This window comes from Clostridium sp. JN-1 (genome assembly GCF_003718715.1).
Lineage (GTDB): Bacteria > Bacillota > Clostridia > Clostridiales > Clostridiaceae > Clostridium_AV.
This window is the reverse complement of sequence record NZ_CP033465.1, coordinates 2,514,169-2,531,823: the sequence shown is the minus strand read 5'-3', so window position 1 is coordinate 2,531,823 and position 17,655 is coordinate 2,514,169. Positions and strand designations below refer to the sequence as shown.

Here is a 17,655-nt window from a genome sequence, read left to right as displayed (position 1 = left end):
ATAGGTAGATTTGCGAGCAGCACTTAGTGTAAAGCTATTATAAACTATAATAAACTTGGTAAAAATATTTATGTAATTATAGTACGTAAAGATAAATAGATCGGGAGGAAACTTTATGAATAACTTTAATCTTCAGCGTGAAGAAATAGAAAGAGTTTATGGAAAAATAAGCCCTTTTGAATTAAAAGATAAATTGATAAGTTTAGCAGGAGAATCCAACGAAAGCGGAGCACATTCACTCTTAGATGCAGGAAGAGGAAATCCAAACTGGATTGCTGCATCGCCAAGAGAAGCTTTTTTTACATTTGGACAGTTTGCTGTAGAGGAAAGCCGCAGAACATGGAGCGATAATGACCTTGCAGGCATGCCTCAAAAGAAAGGAATTGCAAGACGTTTTGTTGACTTCGTAAGGAGAAATGAAAATATAAAAGGAATTGAGACACTAAAGAAAATTATAAACTATGGTGTCACAGTAAAGCGTTTTGACGCTGATGAATGGATATATGAATTAGCAGATGGAATTATTGGAGATGACTATCCAGTACCTGATAGAATGTTAAAACATGTTGAAAGCGTTGTACATGATTACTTGATTCAGGAGCTGTGTTACAACGAACCTTTAGAGAGAAAATTTGACTTATTTGCAGTAGAAGGTGCTACTGCAGGAATGTGTTATATTTTCGACAGCTTAATTGCAAATAATATATTGTCAAAGGGAGACAAAGTTGCGTTAATGGCACCAATTTTTACACCATACCTGGAGATTCCACATCTTCCAAGATACAACTTTGAAGTAGTTGATATAGTTGCCAATGCAGCCTATAAAGATGGTACGTGCAGCGGTCAGTATTCTGATTCTGAACTTAAAAAACTTTGTGATCCAAGTATAAAAGCTTTATTTGTAGTAAATCCAAGTAATCCACCTTCTGTTGCAATGAAACCTCAAATAGTGAGGTACTTAAAGGAAATGGTTGAAAACTATAATCCTAATTTGATGATTATTTCAGATGATGTATATGGTACTTTTGTTGATGACTTTCATTCACTTATGGCTGATTTGCCTTACAATACCATAGGAGTTTATTCATTTTCAAAGTACTTTGGAGTAACAGGATGGAGACTTGGAACTATTGCATTATATGAGGACAATGTATTTGACAAACTTTTAAGAGAACTTGATTCCGATAAGAAAGAGAGGGCAAGGAGAAGGTATGCAGCACTTTCAACCAATCCAGAAGAAATCCCATTTATTGATAGAATTGTAGCTGACAGCAGACAAGTTGCACTTAATCATACTGCAGGATTGTCTACACCTCAGCAGGTACAAATGGCATTCTTTGCATTATTTGCTTTGGTTGATAAAGAAGATAGGTATAAAAACTTAACTAAGAGCATATGCCACCGACGTCAAAAATTATTGTTTAAGGGATTGGGATTAGAGCTAAAGGAAGATCCTTTTAGTGCTGCTTACTACACGCAGTTTGACTTGCTTGAGTGGGCTGAACACAACTACAATAAAGAATTTGCAGAATATCTTAAGAGCAACTATAAACCAATAGATATTTTAATGAAACTTGCAGAAGAATCTTCAATTGTACTTTTAAGCGGAAGTGGTTTCCACGGTCCTGAATGGTCTATAAGAATATCTCTTGCAAATTTAAATGATGAATCATACTCAAAAATTGGTGAAGTAATTCATAAAATATTAGAAAACTACGTAGAAGATTGGAAAAAGTTGAAAACTGCAAAAATCGTAAAAGCTTAATTATTAAAGCGGCTGTCTCAAAATCATTTTGAGACAGCCAATTTTAGTTATTTAAATATGTTGAGAAAATGGAAGCATTATGAACATATTATACGTAAGCAAGCTTATGTAATTAAATAACAAACTTAAAATATATTAGGAAAGTTTAATTAACTGTGATATAATATAAACAAAGATAAAAACAATTCATTAAATTACAAAATTAATCGTAGAAATTCATTCACTTTTAAACTATTACCTTAATTACCAAAAACTATTCTTATTATTAACAAAAGATTGTTATTTAAAATACAAACTTTAAAATTTTTATAAAGTTTAATAAATATCTTAGGAAACCATTAGTATACGTTTACTTAAACGTTTGCTTTAATGTAAGAGGTGATTTGTATGAGCCGAATTAGTATTCTAGCAGGACATGCTGGAAGTGGAAAAACAGAAATAGCTATAAATTGTGCAGTAAATTTAATTAAAAGTGGTCAAAAGGTTGTACTTATTGATATGGACATAGTTAACCCATACTTTTGCATAAGGGATATGAAAGGAAAACTTGAAGATATGGGAATAAGGGTCATATCTGCAGATCCAGATTTATCTAATGCCGAACTTATGGTAGTACCGCCGGAGGTTATATCTGCATTTCATGATAAGAGCCATAAGGTAATAATGGATATAGGCGGAGATGACGGTGGAGCTATAGTCTTAGGACAATACAATAGGTATTTTAAAGAAGAAGAGTATGATATGTATTTTGTAATAAACAATAACAGACCATTAACTTCTAAAAATGAAGATGTAGAAGATTACATGAAATCCATAGAAAGGGCTTCAAGGCTCAAAGTGACGCATCTTATATCAAACACAAATATGTCATATGAAACTGCGCCTTCAGATATATTAAAAGGGGACAAGAATGTTGCAGAGTTATCTAAAAAATTAAACATACCTTACAAATATGCAGTCTGTCCAAGAAGGCTTGAAGAAAAAGTAAAGGGCAAAGTTAATGCTGAATTATTACCCATAGATACTTATATGAAGCTGCCGTGGGTATAAACAGTATATTTTATTTTTGATTATTTTGTAGGTATATATAAATATATTTACAAATATTATATATTATATATCATATAAATTTAAACTCAAGGAGGGAATTTTCTTATGCCAAAGGTAACTTTTAGAGAAGAAAGATGCAAGGGTTGTGGGCACTGCATAGAAGCATGTCCTAAAAAGATCATAAGTTTTTCGACCAAACTTAATGCCAAAGGATATCATCCAGCAGCAATTAGTGCAGACAAAGCTAAAGAATGTATAGCATGTGCATCATGTGCAAGAATATGTCCCGATTGTGTAATAACAGTTGAGAAGTAAATAAAGGAGGGTGCTTTAATGGGAGAAAAAGTTTTAATAAAGGGTAGTGAAGCAATTGGCGAAGCTGCAATTAGGGCTAATTGCAAAGCATTTTTTGGTTATCCAATAACCCCACAGACAGAAGTTGCAGCTTATATGTCAAGAAAGATGCCTAAAATAGGGAGAATATTCATACAAGCAGAAAGTGAAATTGCTGCTATAAATATGGTTTATGGAGCAGCAGGTACTGGAGTAAGATGCATGACTTCATCAAGTTCACCTGGAATAAGTTTGAAGTCAGAGGGAATATCCTACATTGCAGGAGCAGAGTTGCCGTGTGTAATAATAAATATAGTAAGAGGCGGTCCAGGACTTGGAAGTATTCAGCCAGCTCAATCAGATTATTTTCAAGCTACAAAAGGCGGAGGACATGGAGATTACAGGATGCCTGTATTTGCACCAGCATCAGTACAAGAAATGGTAGATCTCCTTCAAGATGCTTTTGATGTAGCAGACATGTATAGAACCCCATGTATGGTAATGGGTGATGGAATGCTTGGACAAATGATGGAACCTGTAACATTCACAGAGAGAAAACAAAAGGAACTTCCTCCAAAAACATGGGCAGCCAATGGATTAGGCGGAAGAAAAGAGCATAATATTATAAATTCATTATACTTGTCACCAGAAGTATTAGAACAGCACAATATACATCTTCAAGAAAAATTCAAAAAAATAACAGAAAATGAAGTTAGGTATGAGATGTTAAATTGTGAAGAAAATTGTGATTTGATAATGGTTGCATATGGAACAACAGCAAGAGTATGCAACAATGTAATAAAGCTCGCAAGTAAAAAGGGAATAAAATTAGGACTAATAAGACCTATAACACTTTGGCCATTCCCGGTTGAAGCATTTGAAAAGACAGTTGACAAAACGAAATATGGTTATCTTTCAGTAGAAATGAGCTGTGGTCAGATGGTTGAGGATGTAAGACTTGCAGCAAATGGAAGAAAACCTGTAGATTTTTACGGCAGAAGTGGAGGAATGGTTCCAGATCCAGCAGGTATATTTAAAAAAGTTGAAAGTATAGTAGGAGGTGAAAGGTAATGGCAATAGTATATCAGCCACCTAAATCATTACTAGATGTACCTACACATTATTGTCCAGGATGTACTCATGGAATAATTCATAAATTAGTAGGTGAAGTCATAGATGAACTTGGAATACTTGACAAAACAATAGGAGTTGCTCCTGTTGGATGTTCAGTTTTAGCTTATAATTACTTTGCATGTGATATGTTTGAAGCTGCACATGGAAGAGCACCAGCTTGTGCTACTGGTATTAAAAGGACAAACCCAGATAAAGTAGTATTTACTTATCAGGGAGATGGAGATCTTGCAGCTATAGGTACAGCTGAAATAGTACATGCAGCTACAAGAGGCGAAAACATAAGCACTATATTTGTAAATAACTGCATATATGGTATGACTGGAGGACAGATGGCACCAACTACACTTCCAGGTCAAGTTACGGAGACTACACCATATGGAAGAGATCCAAAGATAGCAGGCTATCCAGTAAGAGTATCAGAAATGATTTCAACTTTAACAGGTGCTTGTTATGTAGAGAGAGTAGCTGTAAATAATGTTCCAAATATAATAAAGGCAAAGAAGGCAATAAAGAAGGCATTCCAAAATCAGTTAGAAGGTAAAGGTTTTTCACTTATAGAAGTACTTTCAATATGTCCAACTAACTGGGGGCTTTCACCTTCAGAAGCAATGGGATGGTTAAAAGATAATATGATTCCATATTATCCTCTTGGAGTTAAAAAAGATACAACTGGGGAGGTGAAATAAGATGGCATCACAACAAATAATTTTTGCAGGATTCGGAGGACAGGGTATACTGTCAATGGGTAAATTCTTAGCTTTTGCAGGAATGGATTCCAATTTAAATGTTTCATGGCTGCCATCATATGGTCCAGAAATGAGAGGTGGAACTGCTAACTGTTCAGTAATACTAACTGAAGAAACAATAGGATCACCTATAGTTACAATGGCTGACACTATAGTTGTAATGAACAGACCTTCACTTGAAAAGTTTGAAAACAAACTGGAACCAGGAGGAGTTGTAATCTTAGATTCAGATTTAATTGATGTAATGCCTAAGAGAAAAGACATAAAGGTAATAGCAATACCTGCCCAAACTGAAGCAGAAAAGCTTGGAAGCAGAAAAATTGCAAACATGATACTTTTAGGAGCACTTCAAGCACAAACTAAAATAGTTTCAATGGATGATTTATTAGCTGCACTAAAAGCTCATGGAAAAGAAAAGTTCTTTGAATCAAATAAAAAAGCAGTATTAAAAGGAACAGAATTTGTAAAATAATTATAGATACCATATATATAGACACTTAATTTATATTTTAGAGTATAAATTAAGTGTCTAATTCGTATATCTATAATTTTTAGACAAATAGTAAATTTATAAAAGCGATTTATTTTATTGTATGTATTTTGTTATAATTATGGTAAAAATAAAGAGAGGTGAAGTAGTATGTATGCTAAGAATATACACTATACAGAAGATGATTTTGAAGATATTCAGGCTAATTATAATGGTAAAGCAGAATATAGTAACGGATATATTGTATTATCATCTAATACTTCTATTCAGCATAATAAAATAATATCAAGATTAAATTTTAAATTAATGACATTTCTTGATAAAAGTAAATGTGATGTATATACGGAATCTATTGAAGTGATTTTTAGAAATAATGAAGAAGTGTATAAGTATAAACCAGATGTATTTGTAATGTGTGAAAAGTCTACTAGGGAAGGTGAAAGTTTCACATCAGCTCCAAAGATTATATTTGAAGTTATTTCAAAAAGTACCGCAGCTCATGACTATATAACAAAGTTAGATGTTTATCAAAGATTTGGTGTTCTTGAATATAATCTAGTTGAACAAGAAGGGTATATAGTACAATATTCATTAATAGATAATCAGTATAAAATAACAAATGTTTTTAAGAATAATGATAACTATATAAGCACGGTTTTTCCAGATATGTCTATAAACCTGGAAGATATATTTAAGCTTTAGGGTTATTGGTTTGATTTATTTATAACAAAATAAAATCATATGAAAAAGCACAGCTATTCTTGGTCGGATGGAGTGCTTTTTTCATGTGTTTTCCAACAGCCCAAGGTGGGAAAACGTACAACCACCGCAGCCATCCTCTACAGAATATTTAATTTTCAACTTGAATATTATACCATCTTATATAAATTTAAAGATTTTTCGCAGTATAGCGGAGAAAAATCCTCCTTCTCTGTCAATTGTCCTCTGTCCTATGTCCTCTGGTTTTTATATCCTCTATCCTATGTAAAAATATTGCACAGCAATATTTTTATATTGTTCAGTTCTAATAATTGTAATATAATAATATAATGTAGTTTATATTAATTGATACTTAAAAATTTACAACAGTATACTAATAAAAAAGAGAGGTATTTTTATGCATAGAATGTTTGGAACTGATGGAGTAAGAGGAATTGCCAATAAGGAACTAACATCAGAATTAGCTTATAGTTTAGGAAGAGCAGGAGCGTATGTGCTTACAGAAGGAGCTCATAAGCCAAAGATATTAGTTGGAATGGATACAAGAATATCAAAGGATATGCTTGAAAGTGCTTTGGTTTCAGGTATACTTTCAGTTGGTGCACAAGCTTTGTGTGTGGGAATTATTCCAACTCCAGCAGTAGCATATCTCATTAGAAAGTATGGTGCTGATGCCGGCGTAGTTATATCTGCTTCACATAATCCGGTTGAATATAATGGTATAAAATTTTTCAATAGTAAAGGATATAAGCTGTCAGATGAGTTAGAAGATAAAATTCAAAACGTCATTGAGAGTAATTTTAAAGGAATTCCACTTCCTACAGGGTGTGAAATAGGAAGAAAAATAGAAGAATCCTGTGAGGCAGTTAGAGATTATATAGATTTTGCAAAGTCTACTACAGATGTAAACTTAAAGGGTTTAAAGATAGCTTTAGATTGTGCAAATGGTGCATCATATATAACTTCAGTCAGGGCATTTGAAGAATTGGGGGCAGAAGTTTGTGTTATAAACAATGAACCAAATGGAATAAACATAAATAAAAACTGCGGCTCAACTCATCCAGAAGAACTTATGGAGTACGTTGTTAAAAGTGGATGCGACTTTGGACTAGCATTTGATGGAGATGCAGATAGATGTCTTGCAGTAGATGAAAAAGGCAGCCTTGTAAATGGTGACTTCATAATGGGCATAATAGGAAAGTACTTAAAACAGCAGGGAAAACTTGATAAGGATGTAGTAGTTGTAACTGTAATGAGTAACCTTGGACTTGATATAGGTTTAAAGAAAGAAAATATTAAAACTGTAAAGACAAAAGTTGGAGATAGATACGTACTTGAAGAGATGATGAAAAAAGGTTACAAATTAGGAGGAGAACAATCAGGACATATAATAATGCTTGATTACAATACAACTGGCGACGGACTAATTACAGCACTTCAAATTTCTACAATAGTTAAAAAGAGTGGAAAGAAGTTATCGTGCCTTGCATCTATGATGAAAGAATTACCGCAAGTACTTGTAAATGCAAAAGTCCCAAATGACAGGAAGGATATATATTTGCATGATGAAGAAATAGTAAGTGAAATAAAAAAATTAGAGAAAAGTTTAGATGGTTCAGGAAGAGTACTCATAAGGCCATCAGGTACAGAACCACTTGTAAGAGTAATGCTTGAAGGTGAAGTGCAAAGTGAATTAAATAAAATGGCCCAAGATTTGGCCAATTTAATTGAAAAAAAGACAAATATATAGAATTTATTGAGAAAACAAACCATCAGTTAAATTTTACTGGTGGTTTACTTATTTACATGTTATTTAAGTAATGCTATAATTTAACATGTTTGAGTTATATTCTAGAAGGAGTACCACATTATGCTAAAGTTAACTATAGTTGATATCTTACTAAGAACGATACCAGAAGCTTTCTTATTTATTATATCAGCTTATTTGTTTAGTTTAAAAAAGATAGACAAGAAAAGGTGTGTAACAGCAACTTTTATGCTTGGGTTTTGTACATATTTAATTAGAGAACTTCCAATACACTATGGTGTACATATAATTATAAATATGATCGTATATGCATCAATAATAGTGATTATAAATAAAATAGATATTATAAATGCCATAACTTATTCACTGGGTGCAATGATGCTTCTTTCCATATGTGAATGGCTTAATTTACTTGCACTCAATATATTAGTTAGTGATAAACTGCATGATATATTGCAAAATCCTGTTACTAAAAATTTATGCTTTATTCCATCGTTAATTTTATTTATTGCAATTGTACTGTTGATTTACTCTTTAATTAAAAAAAGGAATGCTCGTATATGAATATAAATTTTATTCAAAAGTTTTCAAATGCATTTGGATCTAAGTTAGCTTCTACCTTGAAATTAGATAAGGATGGAAGAGACATAATAGTATATGGTGCACTAAATTTATTTCAGATGATATGGAGTATATTATGGGTAATAGTATTAGGAGCAGTATTTCACGTTGCTGGACAAGCTATTTTAGTTTGTGCTTCTACAGCAATTTTAAGAAAATATTCAGGAGGAGCACATGCACCATCATCTAACAGCTGTGCTGTAATTGGTGCAGTAATTTCAGCTGGAATTGCCTTGATTGTAAGCAAAGTTTTTATTAAAGTTTCTTTTTTAACTGTAATTTTTATTGAAGTAATTTCTCTTGGAATATCTTATTACTTGATTTATAAACATGCTCCAGTTGACAGCAGGGCTAAGAAAATCACAAGTGCTGAAGCAAGGCAGAAGTTTAAAAAGTATTCTATTTTAACACTGAATATATTTACTTTAATCATAATTATACTTGATATTTGTTATACAAAATATAATAATAGTACCTATTTTTTAATCATAGTGCAGTGCATGTGCATGGGAACACTGTGGCAGGCATTTACACTAACTTCTATAGCTCACAAATTATTTAACATAATTAATATTTTTAAATTTAGGGGGGAGGGATTAAGATGAAAAATACATTAGTAAAAAAAGCTGCTGCTGTATGTGCAGGAGTTTTTAAACATTTTGCATTTTCAACATCTGCATCAGCTTGCAATTTAAGCTTATATCAACCAGAAGAACCAAAGTGCTTAAGAAAACACAAGTGACGGTATAAATATAAGGATCGCTTTTCGGTCCTTATATTTATGTCATTACATTAAAAGATTATATATTTAATAAAAATAAGTAGATGGATGTGAATTTTATGAACGTTACTCAAGGCAGCAGACAAAAGAACATAGGTGATATGATATTTATAGTTAAAGTACTGTCACTTCTTTTTTGTGGAATTATAGTTTGCAGTCAATTTTTTATGAGAAATAAATATATAAATTCCACAGACTTAAAAAACTACAATATGAAGACCTTTGGATTAATGGTTTTGATGACAGGGATAATATACTGTTTGTGGATACTGATTTTAAAAAACATGGGCAAATTAAAATTAAAGAAAGTATTTGTCATAGTTGAGGATATATGTTTTATCATTACGTTTTCCATTATAGTTTTATTATCACAGCCTTATTCGAGCCAGTACAATTTTATTTTCCTTTTTATAATTATTATATCAACGATACAATCAGGCATGAGATATGGTATGACTTTAGCATTTATGTCGTCAGCAATTGTATTTTTAATGGATATTTTTTGCCTAAAGAATCCAATTAAGATAGATACATATTTTGAAAGTGATATGCTTTTATCATCTATATTCATAGTGACAGCATGGATACTTGGACATTATGTGACAATTGAAAATCAAAACATAAAAGAAAAGAATATGCAGCTTTCAAAGCTAAATAATAAACTAAGTAAACAAGAAAAGCAGCGTAAAAATATAGAAAAAATGCTCTTGAAAAATGAGAGATGTTATAACTTATTAATTGATAATTCTAAAGAAGCAATATTCATCCACAATTTTAAAAAGATAATATTTGCAAATGAAAGTGCCGCTAGAATTATAGGCTTTTCAAAACCAGAAGATTTAAATGGAAAATCTATTTCAGACTTTGTACCTAATAATGAAAAGAAAAATATAAAAAGGAAATTTTCAAGCATATATAAAAAAAAGGAAACAACACTTGTATTTGAACAAAAAGTTATAGATAAAGATTCAACCATAAGTTCAGTTCAAAATACATCTACTTATATAATATATGATGGAAAACCGGCATTACTTACAATACTTCATGATATAACACCAGAAAAACAGGTAAAAAAACTTCAGCGTGATGTAGAAGAAAATGTAAAACTTTTAAACCAAAGTAGAGGGTTAAACAAACTAATTACTCAGTTTTTGGCAAATATATCACATGAACTCAAAACTCCTTTAAATGTAATATTTTCTGCAATTCAACTGCTCAATATTTATAATACAGGAGAACATAAGAGTAAAAGGGAAAAGTACCTTATAGTAATGAAACACAACTGCTACAGGCTAATGAAGCTAATTAATAATTTACTTGATATAACCAAGCTTGATTCTGGATTTTTAAAACTAAAACTTAAAAATTATAACATTGTAAGTGTAGTTGAAGACATAGCATCTTCGGTAAGGACACATGCACAGTACAAGAATATTTCACTAACCTTTGATACAAATGTTGAAGAAAAAATAATGGCATTTGATTTAGATAAAGTTGAAAGAATTATTTTAAATTTGATGTCAAATTCAATTAAGTTTACTAAGCCAAAAGGTCATATATTTGTAAATGTAGTAGATAAAATTGACAAGGTATATATTTGTATAAGGGATACAGGTATAGGAATACCTAAGGATAAGCTAAATATAATATTCAAAAGGTTTGGTCAGGTTGATAAGACCTTGAATAGAAATTGCGAGGGAAGTGGAGTAGGTTTATATTTGGTAAAGTGTTTTGCAAATATGCACGGTGGAAAAATTAAAGTTAAAAGTGAACTTGGAAAGGGAAGTGAATTTATTTTAGAGCTTCCTGTAAGGATAGTAAATGAAATAGATGAAAGGCAAGATGCAGTATATGAAAACAACATTGAAAGAGTCAACATAGAGTTTTCGGACATATACTACGATTCAGTAGTAAGTTAAAGCGCTGCAGTAGGGTACCCAATTAGGTGGAAAAAATGTTGAAGTTAATATATAATGAGAGAATATAAGGATATAAACCTAGGATTTTACCAGACGAATATAATTATGGGAGGATTTTGACTATGATAAAGAAAAGAAAATGTTTAAGTTCTGCATTAGCAGCACTTGTACTTTCTGCTGCGCTTTCATTTGGCTCGACTGTACAAGCTGCTAATGTTACAAGAACAGATGGAGGAGCAGGCGGAAGAATAGGAACAGCAGACAGCGTTGCATTAAGTGCGTTTGGAAAAGCTAAAAATGTAATATTAGTAAACGGATATGGATATGCTGATGCTGTAAGTGCAGCTCCTCTTGCAAAGCAGTTAAATGCACCTATACTTTTAACAGCAGGCGGCAGTACTCTTGAATCAGAAGTTGCTTCAACAATAAAAAGTCTTGGTGCAGAAAAAGTATATATAGTTGGAGGAACAGGGGTTGTATCGCCTGCTGTAGAAAATAATTTAAAATCATCATATCAAGTAGAGCGTATAGCTGGAGTAACAGATACTTCAAGAATGGGAACAAATGCAGAGGTTGCTAAAAAAGTATTAAGTTTAAGTGGACAAAAAACTGGTATTCTTGTAAATGGACAAGATGGTTATGCAGATGCACTATCAGTTGCATCACTAGCAGCACAAAAAGGATACCCAGTTTTATTTTCAACATCACAGAGCACAGCACCTGTAGTTAAAGACATTATAAACCGAAATTCACTTAACATGTTAGCTGTTGGAGGTAATGCAGTTTTACCACAATCAGTTGTAGATAGTGTTGGAGGTAAGAAAATAACTGAAAATACACCAGATAGATTTGCAACTAACCTAGCTGTTCTAAATTACTTCAAGACTAACGGCGGTATAGATTTTAGCACTATTTACATAGCAGCAGGTGGAGCAGAAAAAGATCAATTTGCAGATGCATTAGTTGCTTCGGCAGCAGCAGCAAAGACAGGTTCACCACTAGTGCTTACAGGTCTTGGTGCAGGGAAAGATCAAATAGCAGCAGCACAAGATTATATAGCTTCTAATGCAAGTGAAGATTCAAAACTTATTATAGTTGGAGGAACTGCTTCAGTATCCGACAGCATAATGAATCAATTGCAGAATTCAGACACATTTGAAGTTATAGAAATAAAATAATAAACTGAAAAATCAAAACCAGAGGACAGAGGACAGAGGACAAAGGACAGAGAAGGAGGATTTTTCTCCGCTGCGCTTACGAAAAATCTTTAATTATGACAACTCGTTTCGCTGAAGTGAAACATTGCCAACTTAAATTTAAAGATTTTTTGCGTTAGCAAAAAATCAACCTTCATTGTCATTTGCCCTCCGTCCTTTGTTTCATGTCCTCTAAAAATGTTTTGTATTTTTAGTATATTATGAATTGTATATATAAATGTATATAACTCAAGTAATTCATATTATGGGGTATAATAATAAATAAAAGAGTTCGTATGATTTAATTAAATTAGGGGTGTGAAATAAATGAGTCCTGAAAAAGTAAAAGTTGATTTAAATTTATCTAATGACTTAATACCTCTTATAGAAGATTTAGGTCTTTCAAAATCTTTAAATGATAATATAACAATATCTATAGCAATCGCATTGTTTACAAGTAAGTCGGTATCGTTAGCACGTGCAGCTGAAATAGCGGAAATGGATCTTGCGGATTTTATGGTCTTGCTTAGGAATAAAAATATACCATGGAATGAATATACGGAAAATGAATTCCGTCTTGATGAAATTGCAGTAAAAGATTTCAAAGCGTAAAGAAGTATTTAGATATATTAATAGAAAATGGATTTAGAATGTCAGTAAAGTTATATAATCAGATTCTAAAATCTGCAGGAGAACTTGATTGACTATTGTAAAAAACACAAACTCTCGGTAAAATTCCGGGAGTTTTTTTAACCTTGAGGAGGATATTTCAAATAAGCGAAGAATAATAATATGAAAGATATTTTTATAAAAATTTCCAGTGTCATGATGTTGTGGTAAATATATTCCCAATAATCATATGATATTTCCTCAAATTACTAACATTGAAAGTATGGAAAATATAAAAAAACTGTTGTATAATCTAATTGTAGTTTAAAACTGCTAAATAATATATTTTTTTCCCATAAATATAACTTTGTACATATGGTGAATACCATAGAAAGTAATCCAGATATATGATATAATAAAGTGTGAATTTGAAAATGGAGTAAATAGATGGTATAATTATTTGCATAATTTAATATTTTAAGAAAAGATAAAAGTTTATATAATATACTGGAAAATTATAATACATGTATGTTATAATAAATTTTGTTTCTGTATCATGGTGTTACCGTGATATCACAAAATTGACAAGCTTGACAGTTTTAAATTAAATTGCCATTTAAAATACATTATATATAATGTATTTTAAAATATTAATAATGTATATATTAAAAAAATATATATAATTAAGAATTCAATTAAAATTCACTTAATCGAGGAGGGTATTACAATATGAGTAAAAAAGGTACAAAAGCACTTGCAAGTGCTACACTTTTGTCTTTAGTTTTAACTACAGCTTTATCAGCTGGACCAGTTAAAGCAGCTGACGCAAATTTAACAGCAGCAGGCAAAGTAACAAGAACAAGTGGTGTTGACAGATATGAAACAGCAGCAAAAGTTGCTACAACAAATTGGGATAAAGGTTCTAAAGATGTAGTTTTAGTATGTGGTGAAGGTTATGCAGATGCTGTAAGTGGATCAGTATTAGCAAAAACAATAGATGCACCAATACTATTAACTCAATCAAAGACACTTAGTGCAGATACTAAGAAAGCTTTAGATACATTAAAGCCAGAAAATGTATATGTTATAGGTGGAACAGCTTCAATAGCTCAATCAGTTAGAGACGGCTTGAAAACTTCTGGATATAACCTAAAAGAATTAGGCGGAGCAAACAGATATGAAACTAACGTAGCAGTTGCTAATGAATTAGTTAAAAACCATGGAGTAAAAGCTGACAATGTAATGGTTGTTGGTGGAGAAGGTTTCTCTGATGCACTTTCAGTAGCACCAGTTGCAGCTGCAAAAGGACAAATCCTTTTACTTGGAAGCAATAGCCAAAGTGATATGAAATCAGTTATCAACTTTGTAAATGATAATAAATCAAAAGCTACAGTTGTTGGAACAAATAATGTAATGAATGATTCAATACTAAAAGCTTTAGGTGTAGATACATCTGCAAGAATAAATGGTGGAGCAGACAGATTTGCAACTAACTTAAATGTATTAAATACATTCAAGGATGATTTAAAAGCTGACAAGCTTTATGTTGCAAACGCAACAGCAGATGATGGATATGCAGATGCATTAGTTGCTTCAGCATTAGCTGGAAAAGTAGCAGCACCTTTAGTATTAGTTGATACTGATAGTTCAACTGCAACACAAAATGCTTTGGATTATATCTCAACTAAAGCAAATTCAAGCACTGACTTGAATGTTGTAGGTGGAACTGGAGTTGTTTCAAGTGCACTAGAGCAAAAAATAAATGATGCTATTGATGGTAATGTAAATCCAGGTGGTGACACAACTGTTAAATCAGTAGAATCAGTTGGATTAAATCAAATCAAAGTAGTATTTAATACTGACGTTGATAGTGATTCAGCTGAAGATGTTGGAAATTATAAAATAAATGGAATAACTTTAAATGATAATGGTACAAAAAATGGTGGAACTGCTGATGCTAATAGTGCTACAGCAACTCTTCAAGATGATAATAAAACTGTTTTAATCACTTTAGCTAAAGCAAAAGAGCAACAGAAAGATTATACAATTTCTGTAAAAGATGGGATATTAACTGAGGACAAACAGGACACAGTAGAAGAAAAAGAGCAATCAGTTACATTTGGTGATACAGAAGCTCCTACAGTTTCTTCTGTATCTGTAAAAGGAAATAGCAAATTAACAGTTAAATTTTCAGAGCCTGTAAGAGTTGAGGCAGAAATTGTAGACGGAAAAATTGTTCCAAAGACTGGCTTCATTTCTAACTTTAAAATCAATGATAGGAGTATTACTAATGAAGGAATTAGCTTGAATGATTGCGAAGTAAAAAATGCAATTCAAGAAGAAGGTAATTTAAAGTATTACTTATCTGATGAAGTTGATTTTTATTTCACAGGAAAACTTGATGCAGGAAGTAATGTATTAAAAGTAGAAGATGGTAAAGCAAACGATTCATTATCTGATACTGCTGGATTTACTGTTAAGGAACAGGAGCAAGATTTTAATGTAGATACTGTTTCTACTAAGCCTCAAGTTAAGGAGGTTACTTGTGATAGTGATGATACTGTTTGGGTAAGATTTGACAGACCAATGGATTCTAAAACAGCTGTAGATGCTGGTTACTATAAAGTAAATAATAAGGAACTTACTGACGATGGTGAGTTAAAAGAAGATGATTATACAGTTAAATTCAAACATGTAAAAAACATAGAAACTGGATCTAATACAATTTATATTACTGATGATGTAAAGGATGCTTATGGAAATACAGTAGATGATGATACAAGAGTTAACTTTACAAAATCAAAAGATGAAGAGAAACCTCAAGTTAATAATGTAAAAATGGTTGATAGTGAAACTATTAGGGTTACATTTAATAAGGATATATTAGCAAGTTATGCTAAGCAATTAAGTAACTATAAATTAAAAGATTCTGATGGCCTTGATATAAGTGATAATATAAGAGTTGTTGAACAGGCTAACAAGAATTACAGTGATACTACTACACCAGGAGCTATAAGTGATGATGATACTGATGTATGGGATATCAAGATGGACAAAAACCATAAATTAAATTCTTCAAAATATTCATTAACTATTAAGAACTTAAGAGATACAAGTTCTGATGGAAATGTTATGGATGAAAAGACATTTGAGTTAAATGGTAATGATGACACTGCTCCTAAAATGGAAGGTGCAATCAAGACAGATGATAAGACAATGTTAATATCATTCAGTGAGGCAATGGATTCAAGTTCATTGAAAGATTTGTCTAATTACAAATATGTAAATGATTCTAATGAAAGTAAAACTCTTCCATCTGATACAGATGTTACTGTCGGAGATGACAATAAGAGCGTGAAATTGGAGTTCCCTGATAGCTATAAGATGGTAGCAGAAGGTGAAACAGCATCTTCAGATGTAGATGAAGACAATATTGTAAGAGGAATTGTTGCTTCTGGATTAAAGGATGAAGCTGGAAATATTATAGATTCATTCAGTAATGCGGCTACTTTGGGTAAACAATCAGCTGACACGAAATTTGGGATAAAAAATAATAGTGTAAGAGTAGAAAGTGATGGCAACGATGTTGTAGTATATGTACAATTCACAAAATCTGTTAATATGGATACTTTAACTAATGAGTCGGTTGATAAGAGTATTACATTTGCAGGTATTCAACCAGATGCTATAGGCACTGAAGGATCAAATATTAAATTGACATTTAGTAATGGAAATAAAGTAAAGAATGATGATGGTTCAAATAAAACAGTTTATAGTGCATATAAAGAAGCAAGCGCAGCTGATTCAGCAGCTGGTTTGAAAGAATCAGTGACTACTGTAACAGATGAAGCTAACAATGATAGTATTAGTGCTGCTGATTATGTGAAGTTATATGCAGCTAATGGTAAGTTATCAGTAGGTAAGGATGTTCAAGATATACTCGGAGGAGGATATGATAACGCTACTGATACTACAAATAATAAAGTATATGATTATAATGTAGCACCTGAAACAACAACTTCAGATTACTGGTATGCAGCTCAAGGAACTACTAGTTCAGCTGTAGTATTAACATTTGACACTGCTTTAGATGCAGATAATTCAAGTGTTAAGAAAGATGATTATACTTTCTTTGTAGGAGGAAAACAGGTATACGCTAATGATGTTGTTATAAAAGGCAATAGTGTAGTATTCAAGTTTGATAAGGATGCATTTGCTGATGGAGATGGAGAAGTTAGTGTTAGATTAAAAGATTCAGCTAAGAGTACTATTGATATAGAAGCAGCAGCTGATGCAGATACAGATACTCCTAACGCTAAATATGTTCCATCAGATGATGATATGGATAGTAACGATGTTGATATTTTAAATTCATCTGATGTTAAAACTTGGGTAGATGGTTTATTAAAATAATAGATTTGCATATGCAACTATGCACGGAAACACATCAAAACAAAGATCACATCAAAATTTCATAAAATAATCAGGTCACATTCTGATTGAAAAACTAAATAGTCATATCT

The 17,655-nt window shown here is 31.9% G+C and carries 15 protein-coding genes; all 15 read left to right on the top strand.

Translation table 11 applies throughout. From position 1 onward, the window contains the following. Positions 1-115 precede the first annotated feature (115 nt). Positions 116-1,765, top strand: coding sequence for an aspartate 4-decarboxylase (gene aspD / locus EBB51_RS12065; protein WP_123054682.1), 1,650 nt, complete (start codon positions 116-118; stop codon positions 1,763-1,765). A 387-nt stretch (positions 1,766-2,152) separates the two neighbouring features. Further along, positions 2,153-2,815: an ATP-binding protein gene (locus EBB51_RS12060; RefSeq protein WP_123054681.1), complete on the top strand. Its 663-nt coding sequence runs from the start codon at positions 2,153-2,155 to the stop codon at positions 2,813-2,815. 105 nt (positions 2,816-2,920) lie between these two features. Then, a complete protein-coding gene (locus EBB51_RS12055; protein ID WP_123054680.1) occupies positions 2,921-3,130 on the top strand; it encodes a 4Fe-4S dicluster domain-containing protein in 210 nt (69 codons plus the stop codon). Positions 3,131-3,148: 18 nt separating this feature from the next. Continuing rightward, positions 3,149-4,219, top strand: coding sequence for a 3-methyl-2-oxobutanoate dehydrogenase subunit VorB (locus tag EBB51_RS12050; RefSeq protein WP_123054679.1), 1,071 nt, complete (start codon positions 3,149-3,151; stop codon positions 4,217-4,219). Beyond that, a complete protein-coding gene (locus EBB51_RS12045) occupies positions 4,219-4,968 on the top strand; it encodes a thiamine pyrophosphate-dependent enzyme (protein WP_123054678.1) in 750 nt (249 codons plus the stop codon). The genes EBB51_RS12050 and EBB51_RS12045 overlap by 1 nt, the downstream gene beginning before the upstream one ends. A gap of 1 nt (position 4,969) precedes the next feature. Then, positions 4,970-5,500, top strand: coding sequence for a 2-oxoacid:acceptor oxidoreductase family protein (locus tag EBB51_RS12040; RefSeq protein WP_123054677.1), 531 nt, complete (start codon positions 4,970-4,972; stop codon positions 5,498-5,500). Positions 5,501-5,668: 168 nt separating this feature from the next. Further along, a complete protein-coding gene (locus EBB51_RS12035; protein WP_123054676.1) occupies positions 5,669-6,220 on the top strand; it encodes a Uma2 family endonuclease in 552 nt (183 codons plus the stop codon). Between the two features lie 415 nt (positions 6,221-6,635). Continuing rightward, on the top strand, positions 6,636-7,988 hold the full coding sequence (gene glmM / locus EBB51_RS12030) for a phosphoglucosamine mutase (protein WP_123054675.1): 1,353 nt from the start codon (positions 6,636-6,638) through the stop codon (positions 7,986-7,988). A gap of 120 nt (positions 7,989-8,108) precedes the next feature. Continuing rightward, on the top strand, positions 8,109-8,570 hold the full coding sequence (locus EBB51_RS12025; protein WP_123054674.1) for a hypothetical protein: 462 nt from the start codon (positions 8,109-8,111) through the stop codon (positions 8,568-8,570). Beyond that, entirely contained in the window at positions 8,567-9,232 is a 666-nt protein-coding gene (locus tag EBB51_RS12020) for an accessory gene regulator B family protein (RefSeq protein WP_123054673.1), read from the top strand. Before EBB51_RS12025 ends, EBB51_RS12020 begins: the two co-directional genes overlap by 4 nt. Beyond that, positions 9,229-9,369, top strand: coding sequence for a cyclic lactone autoinducer peptide (locus EBB51_RS12015; RefSeq protein ID WP_123054672.1), 141 nt, complete (start codon positions 9,229-9,231; stop codon positions 9,367-9,369). The genes EBB51_RS12020 and EBB51_RS12015 overlap by 4 nt, the downstream gene beginning before the upstream one ends. Before the next feature lie 98 nt (positions 9,370-9,467). Then, complete coding sequence (locus tag EBB51_RS12010) at positions 9,468-11,327, top strand: PAS domain-containing sensor histidine kinase (protein WP_123054671.1); 1,860 nt, start codon at positions 9,468-9,470, stop codon at positions 11,325-11,327. 122 nt (positions 11,328-11,449) lie between these two features. Then, positions 11,450-12,505 carry a cell wall-binding repeat-containing protein gene (locus EBB51_RS12005; protein WP_123054670.1) on the top strand — a complete coding sequence of 352 codons (1,056 nt, stop codon included), beginning with the start codon at positions 11,450-11,452 and terminating at the stop codon, positions 12,503-12,505. 345 nt (positions 12,506-12,850) lie between these two features. Next, the gene (locus tag EBB51_RS12000) at positions 12,851-13,135 is read left to right on the top strand and encodes a UPF0175 family protein (protein WP_123054669.1); all 285 of its coding nucleotides are present in this window, start codon (positions 12,851-12,853) and stop codon (positions 13,133-13,135) included. A gap of 726 nt (positions 13,136-13,861) precedes the next feature. After that, on the top strand, positions 13,862-17,545 hold the full coding sequence (locus EBB51_RS11990; RefSeq protein ID WP_123054668.1) for a cell wall-binding repeat-containing protein: 3,684 nt from the start codon (positions 13,862-13,864) through the stop codon (positions 17,543-17,545). Positions 17,546-17,655 lie beyond the last annotated feature (110 nt).